The organism is Acetobacter fabarum (genome assembly GCF_022483405.1).
Taxonomy (GTDB): domain Bacteria; phylum Pseudomonadota; class Alphaproteobacteria; order Acetobacterales; family Acetobacteraceae; genus Acetobacter; species Acetobacter fabarum.
Window position 1 is genome coordinate 190,753 of record NZ_JAKVNI010000001.1, and the last position, 24,301, is coordinate 215,053.

The 24,301-nt window shown below is 56.2% G+C and carries 25 protein-coding genes and 1 tRNA gene; 18 read left to right on the forward strand and 8 right to left on the reverse strand.

The window, feature by feature from the left end:
• Positions 1 to 17 precede the first annotated feature (17 nt).
• Positions 18 to 617 (forward strand): acetate uptake transporter, encoded by a 600-nt coding sequence (locus tag LKE65_RS00965; RefSeq protein WP_278740066.1) that lies wholly within the window; start codon positions 18 to 20, stop codon positions 615 to 617.
• A 105-nt stretch (positions 618 to 722) separates the two neighbouring features.
• On the opposite strand, the gene LKE65_RS00970 is transcribed toward LKE65_RS00965, so the two are convergent.
• Positions 723 to 1,742, reverse strand: coding sequence for an enoyl-CoA hydratase/isomerase family protein (locus tag LKE65_RS00970; protein ID WP_165926086.1), 1,020 nt, complete (start codon positions 1,740 to 1,742; stop codon positions 723 to 725).
• A gap of 62 nt (positions 1,743 to 1,804) precedes the next feature.
• Between LKE65_RS00970 and LKE65_RS00975 the strand changes: the two genes are divergently transcribed.
• Positions 1,805 to 2,299: a flavin reductase gene (locus LKE65_RS00975; RefSeq protein WP_095349546.1), complete on the forward strand. Its 495-nt coding sequence runs from the start codon at positions 1,805 to 1,807 to the stop codon at positions 2,297 to 2,299.
• A 49-nt stretch (positions 2,300 to 2,348) separates the two neighbouring features.
• Positions 2,349 to 2,480: a hypothetical protein gene (locus tag LKE65_RS00980; protein WP_255375217.1), complete on the forward strand. Its 132-nt coding sequence runs from the start codon at positions 2,349 to 2,351 to the stop codon at positions 2,478 to 2,480.
• A gap of 34 nt (positions 2,481 to 2,514) precedes the next feature.
• Here the strand turns inward: LKE65_RS00980 and LKE65_RS00985 are convergent, their stop codons facing one another.
• Genes LKE65_RS00985 through LKE65_RS00995 form a run of 3 tightly spaced genes read right to left on the reverse strand, consistent with a single transcriptional unit; the run spans position 2,515 to position 5,023 of the window.
• A complete protein-coding gene (locus tag LKE65_RS00985; protein ID WP_095349547.1) occupies positions 2,515 to 3,309 on the reverse strand; it encodes a metal ABC transporter permease in 795 nt (264 codons plus the stop codon).
• A complete protein-coding gene (locus LKE65_RS00990) occupies positions 3,309 to 4,115 on the reverse strand; it encodes a metal ABC transporter ATP-binding protein (protein WP_278740067.1) in 807 nt (268 codons plus the stop codon). Before LKE65_RS00990 ends, LKE65_RS00985 begins: the two co-directional genes overlap by 1 nt.
• The gene (locus LKE65_RS00995) at positions 4,112 to 5,023 is read right to left on the reverse strand and encodes a metal ABC transporter solute-binding protein, Zn/Mn family (protein ID WP_278740068.1); all 912 of its coding nucleotides are present in this window, start codon (positions 5,021 to 5,023) and stop codon (positions 4,112 to 4,114) included. The genes LKE65_RS00990 and LKE65_RS00995 overlap by 4 nt, the downstream gene beginning before the upstream one ends.
• Positions 5,024 to 5,146: 123 nt before the next feature.
• On the opposite strand from LKE65_RS00995, the gene LKE65_RS01000 reads away from it, so the two are divergent.
• From LKE65_RS01000 to LKE65_RS01010, 3 genes are read left to right on the forward strand one after another with little or no spacing between them, the layout of a single operon-like run.
• Positions 5,147 to 5,728, forward strand: a complete 582-nt coding sequence (locus LKE65_RS01000) for a Fur family transcriptional regulator (protein ID WP_086646208.1) — start codon at positions 5,147 to 5,149, stop codon at positions 5,726 to 5,728.
• Entirely contained in the window at positions 5,728 to 6,249 is a 522-nt protein-coding gene (locus tag LKE65_RS01005) for a hypothetical protein (protein WP_278740071.1), read from the forward strand. The genes LKE65_RS01000 and LKE65_RS01005 overlap by 1 nt, the downstream gene beginning before the upstream one ends.
• Before the next feature lie 27 nt (positions 6,250 to 6,276).
• Positions 6,277 to 7,314: an asparaginase gene (locus LKE65_RS01010; RefSeq protein ID WP_278740073.1), complete on the forward strand. Its 1,038-nt coding sequence runs from the start codon at positions 6,277 to 6,279 to the stop codon at positions 7,312 to 7,314.
• Positions 7,315 to 7,473: 159 nt separating this feature from the next.
• On the opposite strand, the gene LKE65_RS01015 is transcribed toward LKE65_RS01010, so the two are convergent.
• A complete protein-coding gene (locus LKE65_RS01015) occupies positions 7,474 to 8,178 on the reverse strand; it encodes a histone (RefSeq protein ID WP_278740074.1) in 705 nt (234 codons plus the stop codon).
• Positions 8,179 to 8,501: 323 nt separating this feature from the next.
• On the opposite strand from LKE65_RS01015, the gene mtnA reads away from it, so the two are divergent.
• From mtnA to LKE65_RS01065, 10 genes are all read left to right on the forward strand, one after another.
• Positions 8,502 to 9,599: an S-methyl-5-thioribose-1-phosphate isomerase gene (mtnA, locus tag LKE65_RS01020; RefSeq protein WP_278740076.1), complete on the forward strand. Its 1,098-nt coding sequence runs from the start codon at positions 8,502 to 8,504 to the stop codon at positions 9,597 to 9,599.
• A gap of 32 nt (positions 9,600 to 9,631) precedes the next feature.
• The gene (locus LKE65_RS01025) at positions 9,632 to 10,129 is read left to right on the forward strand and encodes an aminoacyl-tRNA deacylase (protein WP_278740078.1); all 498 of its coding nucleotides are present in this window, start codon (positions 9,632 to 9,634) and stop codon (positions 10,127 to 10,129) included.
• A 157-nt stretch (positions 10,130 to 10,286) separates the two neighbouring features.
• Positions 10,287 to 11,177, forward strand: coding sequence for a DUF2272 domain-containing protein (locus LKE65_RS01030; RefSeq protein WP_095349611.1), 891 nt, complete (start codon positions 10,287 to 10,289; stop codon positions 11,175 to 11,177).
• 72 nt (positions 11,178 to 11,249) lie between these two features.
• Positions 11,250 to 12,293: a cysteine synthase A gene (locus tag LKE65_RS01035; protein ID WP_278740083.1), complete on the forward strand. Its 1,044-nt coding sequence runs from the start codon at positions 11,250 to 11,252 to the stop codon at positions 12,291 to 12,293.
• Between the two features lie 129 nt (positions 12,294 to 12,422).
• Positions 12,423 to 12,641 carry a hypothetical protein gene (locus tag LKE65_RS01040; protein WP_086646214.1) on the forward strand — a complete coding sequence of 73 codons (219 nt, stop codon included), beginning with the start codon at positions 12,423 to 12,425 and terminating at the stop codon, positions 12,639 to 12,641.
• Between the two features lie 6 nt (positions 12,642 to 12,647).
• Positions 12,648 to 13,397 carry a class I SAM-dependent methyltransferase gene (locus LKE65_RS01045; RefSeq protein WP_278740085.1) on the forward strand — a complete coding sequence of 250 codons (750 nt, stop codon included), beginning with the start codon at positions 12,648 to 12,650 and terminating at the stop codon, positions 13,395 to 13,397.
• 371 nt (positions 13,398 to 13,768) lie between these two features.
• Positions 13,769 to 14,532 (forward strand): IS5 family transposase gene (locus LKE65_RS01050; RefSeq protein ID WP_278740088.1). Its coding sequence is split into 2 segments (ribosomal slippage): positions 13,769 to 14,111 and positions 14,111 to 14,532, totalling 765 coding nucleotides; the frame shifts between segments, so codons are not numbered across the junction.
• Between the two features lie 548 nt (positions 14,533 to 15,080).
• Positions 15,081 to 15,470 (forward strand): hypothetical protein, encoded by a 390-nt coding sequence (locus LKE65_RS01055; RefSeq protein ID WP_278740090.1) that lies wholly within the window; start codon positions 15,081 to 15,083, stop codon positions 15,468 to 15,470.
• A gap of 70 nt (positions 15,471 to 15,540) precedes the next feature.
• The gene (locus tag LKE65_RS01060; RefSeq protein WP_278740091.1) at positions 15,541 to 17,871 is read left to right on the forward strand and encodes a TonB-dependent receptor family protein; all 2,331 of its coding nucleotides are present in this window, start codon (positions 15,541 to 15,543) and stop codon (positions 17,869 to 17,871) included.
• An 11-nt stretch (positions 17,872 to 17,882) separates the two neighbouring features.
• Entirely contained in the window at positions 17,883 to 19,235 is a 1,353-nt protein-coding gene (locus tag LKE65_RS01065; RefSeq protein ID WP_278740093.1) for a PepSY-associated TM helix domain-containing protein, read from the forward strand.
• Between the two features lie 2 nt (positions 19,236 to 19,237).
• On the opposite strand, the gene LKE65_RS01070 is transcribed toward LKE65_RS01065, so the two are convergent.
• Both LKE65_RS01070 and guaA read right to left on the reverse strand, forming a co-directional pair.
• Positions 19,238 to 19,882, reverse strand: a complete 645-nt coding sequence (locus LKE65_RS01070) for an SCO family protein (RefSeq protein ID WP_278740094.1) — start codon at positions 19,880 to 19,882, stop codon at positions 19,238 to 19,240.
• A 481-nt stretch (positions 19,883 to 20,363) separates the two neighbouring features.
• The gene (gene guaA, locus LKE65_RS01075; protein WP_278740095.1) at positions 20,364 to 21,962 is read right to left on the reverse strand and encodes a glutamine-hydrolyzing GMP synthase; all 1,599 of its coding nucleotides are present in this window, start codon (positions 21,960 to 21,962) and stop codon (positions 20,364 to 20,366) included.
• Between the two features lie 227 nt (positions 21,963 to 22,189).
• Here guaA and LKE65_RS01080 point away from each other — a divergent pair, with 227 nt between their 5' ends.
• Both LKE65_RS01080 and LKE65_RS01085 read left to right on the forward strand, forming a co-directional pair.
• Positions 22,190 to 22,627 carry a hypothetical protein gene (locus LKE65_RS01080; RefSeq protein ID WP_165926068.1) on the forward strand — a complete coding sequence of 146 codons (438 nt, stop codon included), beginning with the start codon at positions 22,190 to 22,192 and terminating at the stop codon, positions 22,625 to 22,627.
• A 71-nt stretch (positions 22,628 to 22,698) separates the two neighbouring features.
• Positions 22,699 to 22,775: transfer RNA gene (locus tag LKE65_RS01085), tRNA-Arg, on the forward strand.
• Positions 22,776 to 23,009: 234 nt separating this feature from the next.
• Here LKE65_RS01085 and LKE65_RS01090 read toward each other — a convergent pair.
• On the reverse strand, positions 23,010 to 24,194 hold the full coding sequence (locus tag LKE65_RS01090; protein ID WP_278740096.1) for a lipase family protein: 1,185 nt from the start codon (positions 24,192 to 24,194) through the stop codon (positions 23,010 to 23,012).
• Positions 24,195 to 24,301: the final 107 nt, after the last annotated feature.

The following is a 24,301-nucleotide window of genomic DNA, read 5'->3' on the forward strand; positions in this document are numbered from 1 at the left end:
CCATAAGAAGAAACACCATGGCTCAAACTGATCTTGCGCTCCACACCCCCCTGCGGGCCAACCCGGCCCCGCTTGGCCTGATGGGGTTTGGCATGACCACCATTCTGCTCAACCTGCACAATGCAGGGTTTGTACCCATGGGCTCCGCCATTCTGGCCATGGGCCTGCTTTTTGGCGGCATTGCACAAATTATTGCGGGTATTCTGGAATACGGCGCGGGCAACACCTTTGGCATGACAGCCTTTATCTCCTACGGGGCATTCTGGCTGACCCTGGTGGCCCTTATTGCCATGCCGCACACGGGCATTGTGCCTGCAAGCTCCCCCGCTCTGGTGGGCAGCTATCTGCTCCTCTGGGGGTTGTTCACCTTTGTCCTGTTTTTGGGCACACTGCGGGCTACACGCGCGCATCAGGTTATTTTTGGCACGCTGGTCATTCTGTTTGTATTGCTGGGGCTGGGTGATCTGCTGGCCCAGCCGGGGCTTACGGTTATCGCGGGTTACGAAGGACTGATATGTGGCCTGTCCGCCGTGTATCTGGCTGCGGCCGAAATTCTGGAAGCCCAGTTCAAATGCCCGGTCCTGCCTGTTGGGCCTTATAACCCTGCCGCGGCCTGAAGCTGCCACAGCCCATATTTTCCAAAACAGCACGCTTTTTTAAATAATATTAGCAACGGCCCTTACCCTACGCCATGACCGGGTAAGGGCCACTGTGCTGCCTGCCTAGCTGGTTAACGCGGCTTCCAGTGCCGCCACATCCACCGCAGCCAGCATTGAGGGCTGCCAGAGCGGGGCGTTATCGCGGTCGATCAGGCGCGCACGCACACCTTCCACAAAATCCGGACGGCCCAGCATGTAACGGACCAGCCGCCCTTCAATCGCAAAAGCCTCCTGCAACGAGGACGCCTTGCGGGCGTGCTGCCAGCCATACCATGCCGCAAAAATGGACGTTGGGCAGGCGCGTGAAATGTCCTGCAAATCCGTTTGCGCTACATTCTGGTCCGAACATTCCAGCCCACGCACAATGTGCTCCAGACTGGCCGAGGGGTCGTATTCCTCCAGCGTGCAGGCCTGTGCAGGCAAGGCCAGCGGGCGAATAAGCCCAAACACATCCTCCACCGGGCGCAGGGCCAGTAACCCGCGCAGATTATCCAGACTATCCGATGGCACCATATGGTCCGCAAAACCCATGGCCACGGCCTCTACCCCATTCATGCGCCCACCGGTCAGGGCAAGCCGCAACCCAGCGCCACCGGGAGCGCGTGACAACAGCCACGACCCACCCGCATCGGGCACAAGCCCTATGGATGTTTCAGGCATGGCAACAATGGAGCGTTCGGTCACAACCCGGTAACGGGCATGACCACCCAGCCCCACACCGCCACCCATGGCAATACCATCCATGAACGACACAACAGGCTTGGCATACTGCGCTATGTGCAACATGGTCTGGTAAACACGGTCCATCAGCTCAAACGCATGGTCCGGGCCATCCGCCAGCAGCACGTCCCGTATGGCCTTGAGGTCTCCGCCTGCGCAGAACGCGCGCGGGGCACTGCTTTGCAGCAACACGACCTGCACGGATGGATCATCCCGCCATGCGGCCAGAGCGCGTTCAATACCGGTTGCCATCTCCAGATCAACGGCATTCAGCCGTTTGGGCTTGTCCAGTATGATGCATCCCAGATGCCCCCGCCGGGCCGTTCGCACGCATGCCGTGCCGGAAAGGACGTCCTCGATCATTGCTTTCCTCTTTGTTTCATGCACAAACACGTAGCCATCAACCGTTGTGATGAGGACAGCAGATGTTGGCTCCGGAGACCAGTGCCTATCGTGAAGCCATGGCCAGACTGGGTGCGGCCGTGAATATTGTAACTACAGGAACGCTGGATAACCCGGTCGGATTTACTGCATCTGCCGTTTGCTCCGTGACCGACACGCCCCCCACATTGCTGGTATGCCTGAACCGCAACAGTCGTGCGCGCTCTGCCTTTTATGAGGGAGGAGCCATGTGCGTCAATGTTCTCACGTCCAGCCAGCAAGACCTGTCCAACCATTTTGCAAGCCCGAACACCATGGCAGAGCGCTTTGCCGCCGGCCACTGGCAGACACTGGCCACCGGTGCCCCGGTCCTGCACGAAGCCGCCGCGACCTTTGACTGCCAGATCAGCCAGATTGTGGAAGTGGGCACCCATAGTGTTCTTTTTGGCGTTGTGCAGGGTATTTTATGCCATGCGGGTGCAGAAGGGCTTGTTTATTTTAACCGCAGATACCACTCTCTACCTTATCAGCAGGGTTAACGGCGGCCCAAAGGGCGCTGCACCCCTGTTTACATAAGGAGCATAACTGATGGTCCGTAAACATTCCCAAAGCCGCGCTCTGGCCCTTCCCGCCACACGGAACCAGATGGTACTGGCCCTGTACGCGGCCCTGACCGCCGCCGTTGTTCTAGGCACGGGCCTGAACTGGCTGCTCACCTAAAAATTACCGCACAGCAGGCACCATCTGCCCGGCTTTAACGCCCGCGCAGATGGGCCACCAGATTGGCAGCCGCAAACACAGCGCTCCCCAGCAACGCAATCCAGAAGGATGCGGGGCAGTCGCTCAGCCATGACAGGCACAACCCGCCCCACGCTTCAAACAGGGCAAGGGCAAATGCTACAGCCATGCCCAGCATTGGGCCAAAACCCAGACGCAGGCTGGCAGCCGCCGGGGCGACCATAAGGGTAAAAACCAGCAACACGCCGGTAATCTGTGAACACATGGCCGTGGCAATACCCACCAGAGCCAGAAACAGCACATCCAGCAGGCGCAGGTTAACGCCTTTGGCCTCAGCCACATCAGGCTGGAGAGAGGCGAACAGTAAAGGCCTGCTCATAACCCCAAGGCACACAACACAGCCAATGGCCAGTGCGCCCAGCCAGTAAAGGCTGGACGGGGAAATACCCAGAATATCACCAAACAGCAAAGCTGTGGCGGCCCCTGCCGAGCGCGTGAGAAAATGCAGACACAAAGCTCCGGTACCCATGGCGAGCGACAGTACCAGCCCGATCATGACATCCCGACCGATCACCCGGTCGCTTGCCATGCCCATGCCCATACCGCTGATAACCGCACTCAACCCGAACCCCAGCAGCGCGGGTTGCCCCCACAGCAAAGCAGCACCCGCCCCGGCAAAACCAACATGCGAGAGCGCATGGCTGGCAAAGCTCTGCCCCCGCAGCACCAGAAACCACCCTACGGGACCGCAGACAAAAGCCGCCAGAAAAGCAGCCACAAATGCGGTGCGCATAAACTCGTAGGCAAACATCAGCGCGTATGCTCCGCACAGTCACAACAATGCAGGGTGTCTGCCCCGCCATCGGCCACCACAAACAGGCGACCATCTGCGCGCACCACCTCGACCGGCGCACCGTAGAGCGCACTCAGGGCCGGGGTTGTCATAACCTCATCCACACTCCCCAACAACGCCTTGCCATGCGCCAGATAAAGAACGTGGTCCATAAACCCCATAAGCGGGTTAATATCATGCGTGGAAAACAGAACCGTTAACCCCCGCTCACGCGCCAGATCATAAATCCGGCGCGTAGTCTCACGCATGCGGGCGGGGTCCAGACTGGCCAAGGGTTCATCCAGCAGCAGAATACGCGGCTGGTCCAGCAGGGCCTGCGCCAGCAAAAGCCGCTGCCGCTCCCCACCGGAAAGAGACATGACCGGCCGCATGGCCAGATCCTGCGCGTCCACCGCATCCAATGCGGCGTTCACTTCCGCCCGTGCACTGGCCGAGCACCATGGCAGGCCCCAGGCACGTCCCTGCAAAGCGGCGGCCACCATGTGCCACCCATTAAGCTGCCCGGCAACCATACGCCGCATTTGCGGCATATAGCCCACAGGCATGCGGCCCCTGCCAAAACTCTGCCCTTCCACGCGCACATAGCCCTGCTCTGGCGTGGTAAGCCCCAGAATGGCGCGAAAGAGCGAGGTTTTGCCAGCGCCATTGCCCCCCAGCACAGCCACAAAGCTGCCCGGTGGAATGGCAAAACTGACCTGGTCAAGCACACGCCGCCCGCCATACGACACACTGAGCTGCCCGGCCTCGATAGCCGGAGTGCTCACTGCTGCACTCCCAGAAGCTGGCCTGTGCGTGCAAGAATATCATGCACCCAGACCTGCCAGTGCTTGCGCGGTGGTAGCATTTCAGACAGCGGCATGGTGGGCACATTGGACTGCTGCGCCAGTTCCAGCAGATGCCGGACGGATGGCTCTTCCACCTGCTGGTTATAAACCAGCATTTTCAGGCGCTTGTCCTTCAGGTCGCTCTCAAATGTTGCAACAGTGGAAGGGGCTGGCTCCACATCGTTCATGATTGCAAGCTGGTAGGCCTGTTCGTCCATCTGCAAACCCAGCAGATCTGCCAGGGGGGTGAACAGCGGTTCGGTTGCAGCCACGTGCATGCCCGCGACGTGCTGCTTCAGCAAACCCGCGTACGCCTGAATGGACTGGATAGCCAACTGCATCTTTTGCGCCCGGCCTGCGTATCCATCCGCATGATCGGGGTCTATGTGGGCGCAGGCTTCGGCAAAATGCTGCACAAAAGCGCTGACCGCATCCATATTGAACCACAGATGCGGGTTGCCCCCTTCCTGCCAGCCTGACCACGAATCGGCCTTAACATACCGCACGGGCAACAGGCCGGAGGCGGCAACCAGCTTGTCAGCCCATGCATCGTACCCTGCGCCATTGGCCACAACCAGTTCTGCCGCCGCAATCATGCGCGCATCGGTCGGGGTGGCCTGATATTCGTGCGGGTCCACCGTGGGGGAGGACAAAATGGCCACAACCCGCATATCTGGTGCGGCAATCTGTGCGGCAATATCACCCCACGTATTTTCTGCTGCCACAACAAGCGGCATTTTGGCGGCCTGCGCGCTCCCGGCCACAAACCCGAGCGTGCTGACCACGCCCAACGCGCAAAGAACTGTTTTTAACCAGAAATTCTGTTTTTTCTTACCCGGAAGAACCATGACGCCGACACCTCAATCAATGATATGTAATAATATTACATTAGTTCTGATCATCCGTCACCTCACCACGCATGTCTGGCCTTCCTCTTCTGGCTCGTTTAGGCTAGAAACAAGAGAGAACGGATGATGAACATGCAGACCAGAACACCAGCCTCCTCCCCCGCAGATAACGGCTACGGTTTTTCGGACCGTATTCAGCGCCAGCTTGAACACGCTGCTCACCTCTGCGCCGGGCAGGGAGGACGCATGACCCCGCAACGGCGTGATGTTCTGGGCCTGATCCTGACTGCCACAACGCCGGTTGGAGCCTACGACCTGCTTGAACAGCTCAAAACATCGGGCCGCAAACCTGCCCCCCCTACCGTTTACCGCGCGCTCGATTTTTTGCTCGAACATGGTCTTATTCACCGCATTGAACGCCTGTCCGCCTTTGTGCCGTGCACCCACCTCCAGCATGACCATCCCCACGACCACTCTCATGGACCGGCGGAAACCTGCCTGCATAGCGCGCAGTTCCTGATCTGCCGGAGCTGTGGCGGTGTGACCGAAATTGCCGACGCCCCGCGTGTTCTGGACGTATTGAAAAGCATTTGTGGCAAAAAAAACTTTACCATGCAAAGCGCATCGGTCGAAGTGGAAGGTGTGTGTGAGGACTGCGCCCCCGCCACACGCGGCCAGAAGGGGCCTGCCCCAGCCCCCAACTGATGGAACACCCCGCCCCAACCGGCCCTGTTCAGCCAGACCTGCCAACCCTGCCTGCTGGCAAGGTGCGCAAACCCATTCGGGCGGGTAAAAAAACAGCCAGACCCAAAACAGTTTCCACAACACCGGACCTGCAACAGACAGACCTGTTTGCCCTACCCCTGCCCCCACTCCCCCGCTCGCACTTCCTGCCTGACGAAATCCGCCTGAGCCTTGTGCCTGCGCCGGAAAAGCTTCCGCCTGCTGGTGAAGACTGTTTTTTATACATGGTTGTTTCGCAAAACCATGCGCAACACCTTATGGCCGCCGGCCTCCCCTTAAACCGACGCGCGCCTCTTATGCTGACCGAGCGGGCCGGGATTGCCGCATGGCTGGCAAAAACGGCAGAAACCACGGCGTGTGATGCCCATAACATGCCTGTTGTGCTCAAGCTCAAACGCTCTCTTGTTGCGCAAGCTCTGGAGCTGGAGCCAGACCATACGGCAGAATTTGCCACACCATGCTACCTTCTCAGCGGCAATTAAACATTCTTGATCAACAGGCCCAGTTTTATGACAGATGATGTCCTTCTTGCTCAGACAACCCGCAACGGCATTGTGGAATCCAGCCATTATGGCGCTGCCATTGTTGTGGATGCCCACGGCAAAACCGTTTTTTCCGCCGGGGACTGCACAACACCTATTTTTCCACGCTCCACGGTCAAGGCGTTACAAGCACTCCCCCTGCTGACCGAAGGTGCAGCAGACCGCTTTGCCTTACCAGACAAAGCGCTGGCACTGGCCTGTGCCTCCCATCAGGGGGAGCCTGAACATATTGCTGTTGCCACAGACATGCTTGCCCGTACGGGTCTGGATTATGGTGTGCTCGAATGTGGTACCCACTGGCCGCTGGATACAGCCGCCGCCCGCGGGCTGGCAGCAGCGGGCGAGGCACCCTGCGCACTCCATAACTGCTGTTCGGGCAAGCATGCGGGCTTTATCTGCCTCTCCTGCGCAACCGGGCAGGACGTGGCACACTACACACGCCCGGAACACCCCGTAATGCAAACAGTTGCCCAAACACTGCAGGATGTGACCGGAGCCCCCCACACCACGGCAAACAGGGCAGTCGATGGATGCGCCATTCCCACATGGGCTATCCCCCTATCTGCGCTGGCGCTGGGTTATGCCCGCTTTGCCAGCGGCATTGGCCTTTCCCCCGAGCGGGCATTGGCCGCACAACGCCTGCGCAACGCCATAGCCCAGAACCCGTTCATGATCGCGGGCAGCGGGCAGTTTGACACGCGGATCATGACCGAACTGGCCCCGAAGGTCCTGACAAAAATGGGGGCTGAGGGCGTGATGATTGTCGCCCTACCAGAACAGGGGCTGGGTATGGCCATAAAATGCCGTGATGGCGGCGTGCGCGCGGCAGAAACTGCGGCAGCAGCCCTGATTGCCCGTTTTGCTCGCATAGAGAACGCACCTGTTTTAACACATTTCATGCGCCGCCCGCTTAAAAACTGGAATGGTCAGCTCGTCGGGGAGTTGCGTGCATCCAGCTTGCTGGCGCAGACTTATCTGCCACCTGCTCCATCGGCTCAGAACTAGGCATAAAAAAACCGGATAACCCAAACGGTTATCCGGAATAATGGGCCTTTACACAGTTTACCGGGCAATCCAGTGCGGTAAAGGGAGCAAAAACCCGGCCAAGCAATGCAAGCCTGACCAACCTGTATGGTCAGGCTCCACCGTAAAGCTGCTTAACCCTTATGCCTTTGTGGCACGGGGACGCCGCGTTGTGGCGGCTTTGCGCTTGCGTGCAGGTGCGGCTTTTTCTGCTTCTGCCACGGCTTCAGCTGCCAGACGCTCATAGCGCTTGCGGCGGCGGCGTTCCTGCACAATGCGCAGTTTTTCAACTGCGGACAGGTTCTTTGCGCTCTCTGCGGCTTCGGCCTTTTCTGCCCGTTTCCGCGTTGCTTTAGCAGCTGGTTTAGCGGGAGCCGGTGCTGCCACCGCAGCCTTGCGGGCTGGCTTGCGCGCGCGGGTTGGTGCAGGCTGTGCGACTTCTGCCACAGCAGCAACCTTGGCACGCGTTGCACGGGGCGCTGCCTTGGCAGTTTTTGCCTTGCGGGTTGCCTTGGCCGGAGCCTCGGCCACAACGGCGGCGGCTGCAGTTTTTGTACGGCGGGCAGGCTTGGCCGGGGCTTCCACCGGAGCGGCGGCTGCAGTGGACTTGCTGGCTTTTCTGGCTGCTGCGGGCTTGGCCACTTTTTCTACTTTGGCCGTTTTACGTGGTGCGGCGCTCTGGCGGGTCTTGCGCGTGGTGGGAGCGGGTGCTTCCACTTCAAAAATTTCTTCTACCACTTCCACTTTTGCACGCGGCGCGCGCTTTTTGGGGGTGGTTACAGCAGCGGCGCGGGCGGGGGCACGTTTACCGGCAACAGCCTTGCGACCTTTTTTGGTTTCACTCATTCCAGCATTCCCTTTTCATCTTCTTTAAAAATATCAAGAAGAGAAAACATTCTTTTCAAAAAACAAAAATAAACCTGTTCGTGGCACATTCCGCAGTATCAGCAAAGCGCGCCCATTTCCCCCTCTACATAACAAAAATGACCGGAAATGCAAAAAAATACTCTCGTCTTTTCAAGAATAGGCTGTTTGGATTCAACCATTACACACTATACGTTCTACACTTGTTCGCAAAACTGTCATGACATGAGGATATTGCCCACATACTCAAACAAACCCTATGATCAGCGAGCGATTTTTATCTTCCGCCATCAGGAACCTTGGCCATGAAAATTAACGGCACACCTTACCGCAGCGTTTGGGTTAATGAAAAAGACGGCTGGTCCGTGCATATTTTTGACCAGACCCGCCTGCCTTTTGCGCTGGATATTCTTCAGCTGACCACACCCGAGCAGGTTGCCCACGCCATTAAAACCATGCAGGTCCGCGGCGCGCCACTTATTGGCGCAGTTGCAGCCTATGGTCTGGCCCTGGCCCTGCGCACGGACAGCTCCGATACCGCACTGGAACAGCAGGCCGCCATGCTGGCCGCCACCCGCCCCACGGCCATAAATCTGGCCTGGGCGATTGAAAGAATGCTGAACCACCTCCGTCCCCTGCCCCCAGCACAGCGGGCCGATGCAGCTTATGCCGAAGCAGGCCGGATCTGTGATGAAGATGCAGCCCAGAATGAGGCCATTGGCCTGCATGGTCTGGAACTGCTGCGCACACTGGCAGCGCAACGTGGCAAGAATGACAGAATTAACATTCTGACACATTGCAATGCCGGCTGGATTGCCACAGTGGACTGGGGCACGGCACTCGCCCCCATTTACATGGCACACGACGAAGGACTGAACGTGCATGTCTGGGTGGATGAAACACGCCCCCGCAACCAGGGCGCTGCGTTAACGGCGTGGGAACTTGGCAGCCACGGCGTGCCCCACACCGTTATTGCAGACAATGCCGGTGGCCACCTGATGCAGCACGGGCTGGTTGATATGGTTATTGTTGGCACCGACCGCGTCACCCGCAATGCCGATGTTGCCAACAAGATTGGCACCTACCTGAAAGCTCTGGCCGCACGGGACAACAATGTACCGTTCTGGGTTGCCCTGCCCTCCACCACCATAGACTGGCGCGTGGCCGATGGCATGCGTGAAATCCCCATTGAAGAACGCTCGGAAGCCGAAATTACCCATATCCACGGGCGGGATGACAGCGGGCAGATCAACCGGGTGCAGATTACTCCAGACGGCAGTAAGGCCGCCAACCCCGCGTTTGACGTCACTCCGGCCCGCCTTGTTACCGGCCTGATAACAGAAAAAGGCTGCTGCGCGGCCACACCCGACGGCCTGCTCTCCCTTTTTCCCGAACGAGGCTGAAACCCCGGATCACATTGGAAAAAACGCCTGTTATGCCAAACTCTGATCAAACACCAACAACACTGTTCCTGACCGCCCATGCCGTGTCCTACACCATGCATGATTATGATTACGTGTCCGATCCGGGCAAGATCGGCCTGCATGCTGCGGCTGGCATAGGCATTGACCAGCAAAAGGTTTTTAAAACCCTGATGGTGGAAATCGACAAAAAACAGGTTGTCTGCACTGCCATTCCCGTTCACCTGAAAATGGACCTGAAAAAAGTGGCCACTCTTTTTGGCGGTCGCAACGCCCGTATGCTTGGCGCTGAAAAAGCTGAAGCACTCACGGGTTTTCAGGTTGGGGGAATCAGCCCCTTTGGCGCACGCACAACCGTACCTGTTGTGTTTGACGAGAGCATTCTCAAGCTGGACAAGCTCTACATCAACGGTGGTGGTCGTGGCCTTGTTGTGGAACTGGCCCCGGCAGACGCCATACGCTGCGTGCAGGCCCAGACTGCCAGCATTACCGTGGATACACCCCCGGCCTGAGCAGACAAAAAAGCACATGGGTGGAGTAAAAGGAGCATAAACCCCCTTCCACCCTCCATAAAGGACGCCTATTCCTTACAACAGGGCTTTGTTCTGCAAGGCGGTGGAACCACTCCGTCCGGCCCCGAACACGGCCCTGTTCTGGTATGGAGACAAGATGCCACGCAAGCTGACTGTGGCCCTTCTGGCACCTTTGTGTCTGGCGGCCTGCACCTCCCAGCCCTCTTCGGGGGGCGGTACGTCCTCCCGTGGCGGCAGTGTATCGGGCGGCTATGGCTTAAACAGCCATGTGCCGGACTTTGCCACGCGCAATTTTGAGCCTTTTAATCCGCAGGATGTCGTAGCCATTGCCATGCGCGAATGGCGCCTGTTTGGCAGCCCGGTTAATGACGATGACCCCGAACAGCGCCCCGAACCACAGGTCGCCGCCATCAAGCCCGAGCGAGCGCCCGGCCTGTGGCAGCGCGTGGGCGAATACTGGTGGATTGGCATGGACCCGAACATGACTGAAGCCTCCTGGAGCGGCAAACACAATGCCGATGGCCAGTTGACGGACTTTGTGCATGACGGGTCTTTTGCATGGTCGGCTGCATTTATCTCCTACGTTATGCGTATTGCCGGAGCGAATGACCGCTTCCCCTACTCGCCCAACCATTCCACCTATATCAACGCCGCGGCATCGGGGTTGTCCCCCATCCTGCGTGCGCATGACCCCGCCGCCTATACCCCCAAGGCAGGCGACCTGATCTGTGTGGCCCGTGGGCGTGGCAGGCAGAGCATCCGCTTTGCAAGCCTGCCGACGTCCTACGGCTTTCCCGCGCATTGCGGCTATGTGGTCGCCACAGGCCAGAATGGCCCGCCTTTTGGCCGCCAGATCAGCATTATTGGCGGTAATATTGATGATGCCGTAGCCCTGACCCACGTTCCCACGGATGAGCAGGGGCGCCTGGCAAGCCCGACCGGGCAGAGCTACGACCCACGCTATCCTTGGTGTGCGGTTTTGGAAGTGCTATATGATGCACAAGAAGAACCGGACGCAGGCCGGTAGGCCGCAGGGGGTACTCCCCAACGCAGACCAGCCCCGATCGCCCAACCTGATCATAGCAAGCAGGGTATACAGATGACCGAAAGCGCAGCGCCCTCCACCACCCGTCCAGGCTGGACCTCACTCTCGCCCGACATGCCCGGTGCGGTAGGTGGAACCCCTCTTATCCTTCTGCGCAAGGCATCTGAAGCAACGGGTTGTCAGATTTACGGCAAGGCGGAGTTCATGAACCCCGGCGGCTCCGTAAAGGACCGCGCGGCCCTTGCCATTATTGATGATGCGGAGCGCCGTGGCGTGCTCAAGCCCGGTGGCACTCTGGTGGAAGGCACAGCGGGCAATACCGGCATTGGCCTGACTCTGGTCGCCAACGCCCGCGGTTATAAATGCGTTATTGTCATGCCTGAAACACAAAGCCGCGAAAAAATCGGCTTTTTGCGCATGATTGGCGCGGACCTGCGCCTTGTGCCCGCCAAACCTTACCGCGATCCGGGCAATTACGTGCATGTCTCCCGCCGTCTGGCGGAAGAAAACGGCTGGGTCTGGGCCAACCAGTTTGACAACACCGCCAACCGTGAAGGCCACCGCGCCACCACAGCGCAGGAAATCTGGCAGCAGATGGATGGCAAGGTAGATGCCTTTACCTGCGCATGCGGCACGGGCGGCACACTGGCAGGCATAGCTCTTGGCCTGCACGATGCAGCCCGGCGTGACGGTGTAAAGGCCCCGCAGATTGTACTGGCAGACCCCGAAGGCTCCGGCCTGTACGGCTGGGTCAAGAATAACGACCTGTCCGTAGCCGGGTCTTCCATTACCGAGGGTATTGGCCAGTCCCGCGTGACCGGCAACCTTGAAGGCGCTCCCATTGACGATGCAGAGCGCATTCCCGACCCCGAAGCACTGGACGTGATTTACAGCCTGCTGGGGGAAGAAGGCCTGTCTGTTGGGGGGTCATCGGGCATTAATGTCGCGGCCGCCATACGCACCGCACGCAGGCTTGGGCCGGGCCATAGAATTGTGACCATTCTGGCAGATGGTGGCGCACGATATGAATCCAAACTGTTCAACCCGACCTTCCTGCAGGAGAAAAACCTGCCGGTTGCTCCCTGGCTTGATCAGTAAGATTATGCCCCTGCCCCAAGAGAGGCCGCTCAGGCCCGCTCTTGGGGCAGATTTTGCCAGCACTCGGGGTTACGCCTGTTTTCTGGCCCTTATCAAGGAGCACGCCCCCGTTTTTGGCGTGAGGTGTTGATGACAAAACTTGGTCTTCCCGAAAGCTGGCCTGTTGCGGTGTTCTGTTGCCTTGTTAACCTGAGCATTTCCATTGCCGCGTTTTGTATCGGTATTGTTGTCATTCTGGATTTTAATATCTTCCCCGGCCTTCTCTGGCTTTTTGTTTCGGCACTTACCTTGTGGCTGTCAGATGTCTGCATAGATTGGCACAACCGCCCGCCATCGCATGACAGCTAGCTTTTTATGGTACAGCCCACTTCATCCACACCACCCGGCAATAAGGGCCTGACCTGTTATGAAAAAAAACAGGCTTTCAACCCGCTGGTTTCTTACCTGCATACTACCCGATACAAGCATTTAATCCGCCTGTTTACCAAGCTGGCCGCCCAAGCCCCATCCCGCACCTTACGGGTGGTGGACATAGGCTGTGCACATGCCAAAGCGTTCCAGGTCCTCAATAGCCGCTTCAACATCACATATATCGGCATAGATCAGGATGAGGCATTAAGCGGCATTGCACGGGCAAGGTATTCGGCCCATCCAAACTTTAAAATCATCACGGGTTCCATTGCCGACCACTATGGCGAGTTCCAGAATACCGATGTTATTCTTGCGCTGGAAACCCTAGAGCATATTCCAGAAAATCTTGTTGTCCGTATTATAGAGCAGGTCGCTCTTGCTCGGCCGGCCGCCTTTATGTGCTCGGTCCCTAACGAGGTCGGCCCGGTTATTCTGGTCAAAAACATTGGCTCCCTGCTCACCGGTTATATGCGGCACAAGGAATACACATGGGCCGAAACCCTGCATGCCGCACTGTTCAATCTGGATAAGGTGGAAACACACGGCACGGGGCATAAAGGGTTTGACTGGCGCTGGCTGGCACAAACCATCCGCCACAACATGCGGATCAGCCAGATTCATACAAATCCGTTTGACTGGCTCCCCAAAACATTCTCGCTTTCCATTATCTTCATTTGCTTGCGCAAACCCTGAAGAATTGAGCAGTTACTCACGCCCGGCATTTTCAACCTTACGCAGAGCTCGCCACAGGCACCTCGTTTTTGGGCAAAAAACAGGGCATATCCTTATGGAAGGTCAGCCTCTATTAACAAGGCCGCTATGATATTCCTGCCATTCAGCAACTGCTGAGCACTCTCTTGATCCTATTGCGATCACAGCCTCGAAGAGAATTGCAACGGATGCGCTGTGTGCAGTTCGAACTTACAGAATGATGGGCAATATCCCGTGGAAAAGCAGGTTTTCACGGGCGCCGTTTCCATCATATCCCTAGGCTCAGGACCTATTAATTTATTGAACTGGACGAACGGTTGTGATTCACAGGCTTACCGATGGAAGGTGGGCCTATGAGTGATGTGTTTATGCTATCTGAGCGCCAGATAGAGCGGATTGAGCCGTTTTTTCCTCTGGCGCACGGAGTGCCACGCGTGGATGACCGGCGTGTTCTGAGCGGGATCGTTTATGTGATCCGTAACGGCCTTCAGTGGAAAGACGCTCCGAAAGCGTATGGTCCGCACAAGACTTTATACAACCGCTTTATCCGGTGGAGCCGCCTCGGTGTTTTTGACAGGATCTTTGTCGCCCTGACAGAACAGGCAGGCCGTTCGAAGCGTCTGATGATCGATGCAACACATCTCAAGGCACACCGGACATCGGCGTCCCTGCTCAAAAAGGGGCTTTTTCCCGCCATATCGGACGGACAAAAGGCGGCCTGAACTCAAAGCTTCATGCCATATGTGATGGACAAGGGCGTCCTGTTCGCCTTCATCTGACTGCGGGACAGGTCAGTGATTTCAAAGGCGCTGATGCGCTGCTGTCGGACCTGCCGGATGAGACAGAGGAAGTCATCGGCGATCGGGGATATGACAGCAATAAAATCAGACAGTCTCTCGCAGAACGCAATATCACCGCCTGTATTCCGCCGAAGAAGAACCGGAAATCAAAGCCACCTTACAATTGGCATCTGTATAAAAAGCGCCATCTGATCGAAAACATGTTCGCAAAGCTGAAAGACTGGCGACGGGTGGCAACACGATACGACCGCTGTGCTCATACATTCATGTCCGCAATCCAAATCGCAGCAAGCTTCATCTTCTATCTTAAAGAATGAGTCCTGAGCCTAGATTTTTAACCGACACAGGCGCTTCAGCATAAAGGTGATTTAGGATTTGTCTCTGACGATCAGTTAGGTTTTCATTGTTCACGGCACTACCCCCGCACGACTTGTTACCCATCCAGTCACGCCATTGCCCGGTGGATTGGCTACAATTATCATAATTGTCGGCAAGATTTCTAGCCTGACCCATTTGGTACAGCCCGTCCATTCTTGCCCTCATTGTGGATATGCGAGCCTCTGACGAACAGGCCGCGTCTACAAGCCTTGCTAGTCCGATCAGCTGCTCCACTCCTGACGCCGAGGCAACACCCGGACGATGAAGGGGTCTTCTCGCCAGCACATACACGAGGTGAAGAACTGCATGATAATGAAGCCAGACAAGCGGCTCTGCCTTCATTATCAGTCGTGCAGAGATCAATTTCCGTTTCCCGAAAACGGACATGCAATACGGTTCAAAGACCGGGGCTATCGTCATCGAAAGGTAGAGTTCGCACTACCGATATGGACTGGTTAACCGAAAGAACTTGATGTAACGGTGAGACATGACTCCACGTGCTCACAGTTCAGCTTACCTGCTGGCCTTCTGGCCTCTCGTTTTGCTTGCACTGATTGCACGCCTGACATTTGGCGGAATTGCTTCCCCAACAGCACTGATCGACGATCCCCTCAAAACTTTTACGAAGCTGAGCATTCTTTGCGATGCTCAAAGCACATCGTCTGATCCAGACGGACAGAACCATCACTCGACCACCCCCGATGATGACGGCTTTCTTCTGTCCGAAGCATTGGACCTGCTTATTGCGAGCATCGTTTTCTGTCTTTTTGTGGACTTGCGTATTGCTGCCATTCGTCAGTCATGGATGTTCACATCCATCCGGGGGCCGCCAACACCAAAACGGACTTCTCTCTGCCCGCAGGGACCTCCTGCCTGATCTGAATTGAAAGAGCCGCTCACCTACCATGCAGGTGAGCATTTTGTGCTGTCTATTCAGGTTCCTTCACATGTTTCGTACGTCTTGTTTTTCACTCCCGTTTTACGGGACACTAACGGCTGCCGTCATTTTCTCGGCCAGCACTCTGCACGCTGCCATCGGTGCAGAGAAACCCCGCTCGCCTTTGAGTCAACATGCTCCTTCTGTGCCCAAAACCCACAAAAACCCCGTCAAAACCGAACAGATTCTTGTAACGGGATTAAGCCGGTCGTCTGCCCTTACACGTCCGGCAGGCCAGACGACTTATAGTTCCGACAGAAGTAATTTCGCGAACCAAGTTGGCCAGAGCGTTGCCGATATGGTGGTGACCATTCCCGGCGTCAGCTTTACGCAGGGAAATGGCCCCCGCGATACGAATATTTCCATTCGTGGGTCGGGAGATCGTCAATCATGGGGACTTAAAAATATTCAGGTTCTGGAAGATGGATTCCCCATGACTCAACCAGATGGGACAGCCCGGGCCGATCTGATCGACCCCCATGCTTATCAGGGTGTCGATGTTTTTGAGGGGCCTGCCTCAACCCTGTATGGTAATTATGCCATCAACGGCGCCATCAATTTCCGCACCCGGAAGGGAGCAGATATTCACGGGCTGGAACTGGGCTCTGATTTCGGCAGTTTCGGGATGTTCAACAATTATGCCACCCTCGGCTTTGGCAACAGACACTACGATCTGATGATCTTTGGCAGCGATGTGCGTGGAAACGGCTTCATTGCCAATAGCCGTTATAATACCTCGACAGAAAATATGCGGCTTCGTGTCAATCTGACGTCATCGGATCGTCTTATCCTGAAATTCGTCAACAACGTCACGGATGCTTTTCTACCAGCAAGATTGTCACTCAACCAGTACCGGGCCAATCCTTACCAGCAGGGGTGCACCAATGCGTCCGGTGCGGCGGCCGGTTGTGCGTCTGTCAATCTGCTGGTCAATGGCCGCTATGGCACGAAGGTTGCCATGAGCCCTGAAGAGGCAGGGCTGGGGCGCTTTGACCGGCGCACGGTGGTTGGCCTGCGCTGGGAGCATGATTTCAACAGCCACACAATCTGGCGAAACCAGTTTACATACGATCAGCGCCATATCGACCAACCAACGTCGCCTATGGCGTATGTCGGTCCTTATAATTCCTATAATGTAAGCAGCGATATAACCAACCATGCGCAACTTGCTGGCAGAGCGTTGGAAACATTTGCGGGCGTGAATTTTGATTATCTCGATTTTGGTTCACAGACTTACAATATCATGCCCCTGGGCGGTGCAACACGAGGGGCCATGAATTCGGAAAGTTATGGGCACCAGTGGAATCTTGGTGCACGCTTTCAGGAAGACTGGCATTTTGCACCTGACTGGCACATCGTCGCCGGTCTTGGCGGCACATATTCCGACATTGGTGCAACAGAAACACTGTATGGCTACTCTGCGACAGCCAGTACCCAACGGGCCATCACAGCCAATCGTTTCTATTTCAATCTCGCACCAGAAGGAGCGTTAATTTACACGCCATCCAAAGACTGGATGCTTCATACCCGTGTTGGCACAGCCTATGGCACGCCATCTTCTTCCAATCTTTTCATTACCCCACAGGGGGAATACGGGAACAATACACAACTGAAAAGCCAGACAAGTGTCGGCATTGATCTGGGCGCTGATTGGCATCCCTCTTCGACGATCAGCATTCAGGCAACAGGTTTTTACGAGTTTTATAAGAACGAACTGGTCAGCCAGTCTGCCGGTGTTAACACCGTTGGCTCCTACACTTTTAACGCACCCGCGTCCGAACATCGTGGTGTTGTTCTGGGTGTGGAGTGGAAACCGTTGCCTAAAATGCTTTCCGGTGGTCGGGTTAAACTGAGCTACACCTACGATAATCAGATTTATACCAATTATACCGAGGTTCTTTCCAATAGCACGCTTTCACGCAGCTTCAGCCGTAAAGGGCATTATATCCCCGGGGTCATTCCCAATTTTCTTAATGCCCGCTTTCTTTACGACCAGCCTGACGGTTTACTGGAGGGACTGGGCGGATACGCGGAAGTCACGTGGCGTGATTCTTATTGGCTAGATAACGCCAATCGCCTGAAAGCGCCGGGGTATGCGCTGCTTAATCTTGAAATACATTATGATCCCCCCGCTCGGTGTGGCTGGGCACATCGTTTGCACTGGTATTTTGAAGTACAGAACGTCGCCAACCAGACCTATATCGCGGGCGCCACAAACATCAGCGATAAACTGCAGGCCAATGGTCAGCAGGCCGGTGCTACGACACTCATGAACAGCACAGGCTCCATCTACGCGGGTTCGCCACGTGCGTATTTTGGCGGCGTGCGGATCAGGTTTTGAGGGATAGTGCCATGACCATACACATTGCCACTCTCTGGCCAGACCGCCGCACGCTCTGGCGCTGGCATTTCTTCGCAGGACTGTTCTGCCTGCCTTTTGTGGCTTTTCTCTCTCTGACCGGAACAGTTTATCTCTTCAAACCTCAGATTGATGACTGGATTGACTGGCGATATGACCATCTGCCCACAGCTCAGTCGCCCTCTCCCAAGCGTGACGTTCAGGCGGCTTTATCAGCAGTGCCGCAGGGGACTTTCCTGGCTTATGAACTTCCGCGGACGTCGCAGAGTGCCGCACGTGTTCTGGTCAGCAGGCCAGACGGAGAAGCCGTGCGGGTCTATGTGGACAGGAACACCCACACTGTTGTGAAAACTGTTCTGGAAGAAAGCAGATTTGAGCGGCTGGTTTTCCGGCTGCATGGGCAGTTGCTGTTGGGTAATGTGGGTTCTGTCATTATGGAAATGGTCGCATCATGGACCATTGTGCTCATTGTGACAGGCCTGCTGCTCTGGTGGCCTCGCGGTCAGAAGGGACTGGCAGGCGTTGTTTATCCACGCCTTGGCATAAAGGGACGAACCCGGTGGCGGGATCTCCATGCTGTCACTGGCGTGTGGGCATCAGTGTTTCTGGTGCTGTTTCTGGTATCCGGTCTACCGTGGTCTTTTGTCTGGGGGCATGGCCTGCAATCGATCGAAAACACGTTTGGTCGTCTGACCTCTGTCAAGGACTGGGAAATCGGCGCGGTTCCAGCCGCCACGGTCATTGCCGGACATCCGGTCGGGCCATCACAGAAGCAGCCTGCAACAGGCAGCATGGATATGCCCGGTATGGACATGCCAACCGTCTCCTCCTCTTTTCCTGAAGAGGACTTGGTAAGTAGTCTGGATACTGTTGTACAGACCGCGAGCACTCTCTCCATGCCCGCTCCGGTCATCATTACACCGTCTGGTTCTATGTGGACTGTACGTTCCGACACGCAAAACCGACCTTTGCGAGAAAGTGTGACGGTAACACCAGATGGCCATGTGCAGGCACATACAACCTTCGCCCGGAAAGGCCTTATGGATCGCATCATTGGCTACGGCGTTGCGGTACATGAAGGCCAGCTTTTTGGGGGGATAAATCAGGTCATCAACCTGTTGGTGGCAATGGGCTTACTGGCAATGAGTAGTGCTGCAACTGTATTGTGGCTTAAACGTAAACCTGCGGGATCCCTAGGGGCTCCACCTGCCATGCACTCTCAGCAATATGGGATTATCGGCATTGTAATGCTCGTCACTCTAGGGTTGCTTCTACCAGAGCTAGGGGCCGCATTACTTGTTCTGGCCATTGCAAACCGGATATTTGCGAAATTCCGTCCGACCTGACATCACGATGGCGGTAAAAACCGCCTGAGTTCGCTTGCAATCTGGTGGGCACTGGCATCCACGGGGATCATGCCGACCAGATGGTTGTGCCCATCCATGAAGTAAAGAAGCGAACTATGATCAATGAGATAGCCTGAACCATTGGGGGCCTGACGTCGTGCGGAAACATGAAAAGCCTTCACGACCGACTGAAGCTGAGTTTCGGACCCAGTCAGGCCAACAATACGAGGGGAAAACCGTTCAACGTAATCCTGTAAAACTTTTGGGGTATCCCGTTCGGGATCAACTGAAATAAACACGGGAATAATGCTTTCTCCCCGCTTACCAAGCTCATCAAGAGCGGCTGATACAGTCGCAAGTGTCAACGGGCAGATGTCTACACAGTGCGTATAGCCAAAATACAGAAGCGTATAGTGGCCCTCAAAAGCCGCCTGAGTGACAATCTGCCCCTGACCATTAACCAGAGTGTAAGGCCCGCCTATTTGCGTATGCTTCTGCGACGTCAGAAATATTCTCAGACATGCAGCGCCAGAAAACAGAAGCAAGATGATACCAAGCAGAGGAAATATTTTTTTCCACTCCTGCCATCTGGAAAGGGGCATTGGCTTGGTTAATGCAATCTTTGTGGGCTTTTTGCGATTCATCATGCCATCATAGCAAACAGTATGCCGAACGACAGCAAGACATCCCTTTTCAATTTCAAAGGCTGCTTTTTATTACACGCAAACATAAGGCCGAGCTTCCATTCTCGCCCCATTGCCGACATAAGCGCAGCAGGCATCAGCTCTTAAAACCCATCCAAAATGCGCTTATCGTTTTTATCATTAATCAGTAGATATTTCCTGCCTGAGTAAAAATTAGACACATTAAATGGATTCATAACTCACTAATCAACGGGCTCTTGGCCAGCATCGCTCCATGCCGCTTACAAGTTTCCCAACTTGGTATCGGTTTAAATCATGGCATCAGACTCGGTCTGTGCCACGCACTATGCCGTAAAAAATTGCTGCTTGGCGATACCGTCCGGTGCCAGACAATGCCCGAGCAAAAAAACAAAAAAAGCCCGCATTTCTGCGGGCTTTAAGGCACTTTCATGCCGGGTGATACCACCCTATGCCAGACGCGGGATTATTCCCACTCAATCGTGCCCGGGGGTTTGGAGGTGATGTCATATGTCACGCGGTTAATGCCGCGGACCTCGTTAACAATCCGCCCGGCCACTTTGGTCAGGAAGCTCATGTCAAACGGGTAAACATCTGCTGTCATGCCGTCTGTGCTGGTTACGGCACGCAGGGCACAGGCCTGATCATACGTCCGGCCATCCCCCATAACGCCCACGGTGCGCACAGGCAGAAGCACGGCAAAAGCCTGCCAGATGGCATCGTACAGACCGGCCGCGCGGATTTCTTCCAGAAAAACGGTATCCACCTTACGCAGAAGATCCAGCTTTTCACGCGTGATGTTCCCGGGAATACGAATGGCAAGCCCCGGACCGGGGAACGGATGCCGCCCGACAATAACTTCCGGAATCCCGAGCTCACGCCCCAAGTCACGCACTTCGTCCTTGAACAGTTCACGCAGCGGTTCCACCAACTGCATGTTCATGCGTTCGGGCAGGCCACCAACGTTATGATGGGACTTGATGGTAACAGACGGACCACCCGTAAAGCTCACGCTTTCGATCACATCGGGGTAGAGTGTGCCCTGAGCAAGGAACTGCGCGCCGCCGAGTTTGGTGGCTTCTTCCTCGAACACTTCCACAAACAAACGGCCGATGGTCTTGCGCTTGATTTCCGGGTCTGTCACGCCGTCGAGCGCGCTCAGGAAGATGTCAGACGCATCCCGGTGAATAAGCTGGATGTTGAACTGGCCACGGAAGGTTTTGATAACGTCATCCGCCTCCCCTGCACGCAGCATGCCGTGATCGACAAAAATGCAGGTAAGCTGTTCGCCAATGGCTTCGTGGATCAGCACGGCAGCAACGGAGGAATCCACACCGCCGGACAGGCCGCAGATTACCTTGCCGGTCCCTACCTGAGCGCGGATACGAGCAATTTCCATTTCGCGGAAACCCGCCATGGTCCATGACCCAGAGCAGCCTGCCACGTTATGCGTAAAGTTTTCCAGCAGTGCTGCACCGTGCGGTGTATGCACAACTTCGGGGTGGAACTGCACACCGTAAAGGCGGCGCCCTTCATCTGCGATCACCGCAAACGGTGCCCCCTGGCTGACCGCCACCGTACGGAACCCCGGCGGCAATGCCACCACCCGGTCACCATGGCTCATCCAGACCTGTTCACGCCCACCACGTGCCCATGCCCCACGGAACAGGGCGCAATCTTCTACAATATCAACAAAGGCGCGGCCAAACTCGCGGTGTTCCCCGCTTTCCACTTCCCCGCCCAGCTGCTTGCACATGGCCTGCTGACCATAGCAGATACCCAGAACGGGCACTGCCATCTCAAACACCACATCCGGAATTCTGGGGGCGTCAGGCCCATTTACGCTGGCCGGGCCGCCGGACAAAATAATGCCACGCGGAGCAAAAGAACGTATTCTTTCAGCATCTGTCGTAAAGGGCCAGATTTCGCAATACACGCCGCTTTCACGCACACGGCGGGCAATCAGCTGCGTAACCTGACTGCCAAAATCCAGAATCAGAATACGGTCATGGTGCAAGGCTTCATCCAGCACAACAGGTGAAACGGGTTGAGCGGCATCGGACATGGGTCATGGTTCTTTCTGGTCTGCGTCAGGGTTGGCTTTCTTGTGCAGTGGCGACAAACACGCTCAAGGCCCACCACTAAGTAAGTATGACAGCGGATATAAAGCCATGCGGCGGCCTCGTCACCCTATAAAAGCCAGAATAACGAGCAAATCTGTTTTCCACCCGGGCTTGCCACAACCTGCTTATCACCCCAGATTCAGGCTGACAGCACAGGAGAGCACCGAACATGAACGCCAGACACTTGCAGTTATGCGGATACGCCGCCCTGCTGGGCATGGGGTTGGCAGCCTTGAGCCCCGCACAGGCAGCCACCTCCGCTGCCAATGACCCATATGGGGACTGGACAGGCATGCTGGTAACGGACAAAGGCCGCGACTGCCCGACCGAAGGGCTATCCTATATGCAGATCCAGCCCAAGCGCATGATATTTGTGCCCCAGATGGGCAACCTGGTCCTACATGGTGTCCCCAACAAGGAGCGCCAGCACTACCATGCCCAGCTTATTCTGACCGATGCCCGCAAGCAGCCCCTGCCCATTGTTTTTGAGGCTCACCCGATAGACGACACGTTTGAAGGTGTTTACGGCACCCCCACCTGCCGCGCGCACATCATACTCCGCCGCCCGGAAAACCACCCGCTGGATAACTTTTTGAACCGAAATTAGAAAAAAAATCAAAAATATCATTTTTAGGGGTTGCCGAGGTCGGGATGCTCGGCTAAACACCCCCTCACGGCGCACCCGTAGCTCAACTGGATAGAGCACCAGACTACGAATCTGGGGGTTAGAGGTTCGAGTCCTCTCGGGTGCACCACACTTTCCTTAAAATAAAAAATGCCTGAAACAGACAACAGTTTTGCTGTTTCTGTTTACACTGGAACAACGCTGCCAATTCAGGCCTGCACTGTTCTGGCTTTGTGGCCACAAGCAGGTTCCAAGGGCATTACGCCGTGGCACGCACCTGCACTGCCTGAAATCCCCGCTCATATTCTGCATAAACCGGAACACTGCGTAATGTTCCGGTTTATGCCTGCTTTTTTACATAACCTTACTGCGCAACGGGCGTGCATACCGCCTGAACGGGCTGGCCGCTCATAACCGCTGCTGTAAAGGCTGCGGAATCCACCATGGATGCCAGAACAGCCTGAGAATGGTCCTGCCCCTTATACAGATGTGCCTGCACAACTGTGCCCGCCTTGCAGGCATCCTTGACCAGCATAAGCTGCCCCTGGGGTGCTACGTCCCGGTCTGTCATGCCAATGCCAACGAACAATGGCACATCAAGCTTGAGCGTAGGGAACAGCATGCCTTTAAACGCCGGCACCAAAGCCTGTGGCAGAGTTGGCTCAAACGCATTGGCCCGCGTCAGCCCTTCTGTTTTTATGCGCTCCATCAACGGACGGGCGCATATTTCCGATGCAGCATGGAATGCGGGCATGGCGCGCGGCGTAAAGGCCTGCTCCGGATTGAACGCAGGGTTAAGCCCGGCCTCGGATGCGCCAATCAGCAAGGCATAAGCAACAACCGGGTCTATGCCGCTGGCACTGTTCTGCGGCTTGGCATGCAGCACGGCCTTGATAACCTCGGGCGACATGTAGGGAATACCCGTGGCCACTACCCCACGCACATGCAATGCCGGAGCGTAGGCTGGGGCATAAGCCGCGGAAGCAAAAGCCGCCCCTGCCCCCTGAGACTGCCCCACGATCATGATATTGTTGCTCAGGTCGGGCAGACCGGCCAGTGCAGCCTTTACCCCATCAAGCACACTGTAGGCTTCTGTCCGGGCGTTCAGGTACGGATGTGTGCCATCACTCCCCAAGCCCTGATAATCAGTTGCGACAATAGCAAACCCACGGCGCAGCCACTCACCCAGATATGTCTGGTCCCGTGCGGAGCGGGGGTTGAGAGAGGGCGCGCAACTGTTGGCAACCCCCACCGTGCCATGTGCCCATGCCACAACAGGCCAGCCACCCTGTGGGGCCGGGCCCGCAGGGTAAATAACAACCCCCGTAACCGGCACCAGCCCAACACCTGACACCCCATTGGTGGACAGATACTTAATGCTAAAAGCCGGACCACTCCCCGTAACCCCCAACGCGGGAGCTAGCGGCTGGTGCTGCGTTAATGCACCACTCACCGGCACAGGTGGGGCCGGAACCTGCGGTGCTGGCGTCTGGCATGCCGCCAGAGCAAGCAGGGAAACAGCAGCAACAAGACGTGGGACGGATTTCATGAAAGACCCCTTATACGGGGCTTATGCGCCCCACATTGCAAAAAACGGCGGAAATACAAACATTCCGCCAATTTCATGCCCGCAGAGTTTCATTATCCCGCCCCGGA

Coding starts and splice junctions, on each gene's coding strand:
- LKE65_RS01000 (WP_086646208.1), top strand. CDS start 5,147: ATGATGAACATGCAGACCAGAACACCAGCCTCCTCCCCCGCAGATAAC.
- LKE65_RS01060 (WP_278740091.1), top strand. CDS start 15,541: ATGTTTCGTACGTCTTGTTTTTCACTCCCGTTTTACGGGACACTAACG.
- LKE65_RS01065 (WP_278740093.1), top strand. CDS start 17,883: ATGACCATACACATTGCCACTCTCTGGCCAGACCGCCGCACGCTCTGG.
- LKE65_RS01030 (WP_095349611.1), top strand. CDS start 10,287: ATGCCACGCAAGCTGACTGTGGCCCTTCTGGCACCTTTGTGTCTGGCG.
- LKE65_RS00985 (WP_095349547.1), bottom strand. CDS start 3,309: ATGTTTGCCTACGAGTTTATGCGCACCGCATTTGTGGCTGCTTTTCTG.
- LKE65_RS01045 (WP_278740085.1), top strand. CDS start 12,648: ATGGTACAGCCCACTTCATCCACACCACCCGGCAATAAGGGCCTGACC.
- LKE65_RS01005 (WP_278740071.1), top strand. CDS start 5,728: ATGGAACACCCCGCCCCAACCGGCCCTGTTCAGCCAGACCTGCCAACC.
- LKE65_RS00970 (WP_165926086.1), bottom strand. CDS start 1,742: ATGATCGAGGACGTCCTTTCCGGCACGGCATGCGTGCGAACGGCCCGG.
- LKE65_RS01070 (WP_278740094.1), bottom strand. CDS start 19,882: ATGATGAATCGCAAAAAGCCCACAAAGATTGCATTAACCAAGCCAATG.
- mtnA (WP_278740076.1), top strand. CDS start 8,502: ATGAAAATTAACGGCACACCTTACCGCAGCGTTTGGGTTAATGAAAAA.
- LKE65_RS01040 (WP_086646214.1), top strand. CDS start 12,423: ATGACAAAACTTGGTCTTCCCGAAAGCTGGCCTGTTGCGGTGTTCTGT.
- LKE65_RS00995 (WP_278740068.1), bottom strand. CDS start 5,023: ATGGTTCTTCCGGGTAAGAAAAAACAGAATTTCTGGTTAAAAACAGTT.
- LKE65_RS00980 (WP_255375217.1), top strand. CDS start 2,349: ATGGTCCGTAAACATTCCCAAAGCCGCGCTCTGGCCCTTCCCGCCACA.
- LKE65_RS01025 (WP_278740078.1), top strand. CDS start 9,632: ATGCCAAACTCTGATCAAACACCAACAACACTGTTCCTGACCGCCCAT.
- LKE65_RS01035 (WP_278740083.1), top strand. CDS start 11,250: ATGACCGAAAGCGCAGCGCCCTCCACCACCCGTCCAGGCTGGACCTCA.
- LKE65_RS00975 (WP_095349546.1), top strand. CDS start 1,805: ATGTTGGCTCCGGAGACCAGTGCCTATCGTGAAGCCATGGCCAGACTG.
- LKE65_RS01015 (WP_278740074.1), bottom strand. CDS start 8,178: ATGAGTGAAACCAAAAAAGGTCGCAAGGCTGTTGCCGGTAAACGTGCC.
- guaA (WP_278740095.1), bottom strand. CDS start 21,962: ATGTCCGATGCCGCTCAACCCGTTTCACCTGTTGTGCTGGATGAAGCC.
- LKE65_RS00965 (WP_278740066.1), top strand. CDS start 18: ATGGCTCAAACTGATCTTGCGCTCCACACCCCCCTGCGGGCCAACCCG.
- LKE65_RS01080 (WP_165926068.1), top strand. CDS start 22,190: ATGAACGCCAGACACTTGCAGTTATGCGGATACGCCGCCCTGCTGGGC.
- LKE65_RS01090 (WP_278740096.1), bottom strand. CDS start 24,194: ATGAAATCCGTCCCACGTCTTGTTGCTGCTGTTTCCCTGCTTGCTCTG.
- LKE65_RS01055 (WP_278740090.1), top strand. CDS start 15,081: ATGACTCCACGTGCTCACAGTTCAGCTTACCTGCTGGCCTTCTGGCCT.
- LKE65_RS01010 (WP_278740073.1), top strand. CDS start 6,277: ATGACAGATGATGTCCTTCTTGCTCAGACAACCCGCAACGGCATTGTG.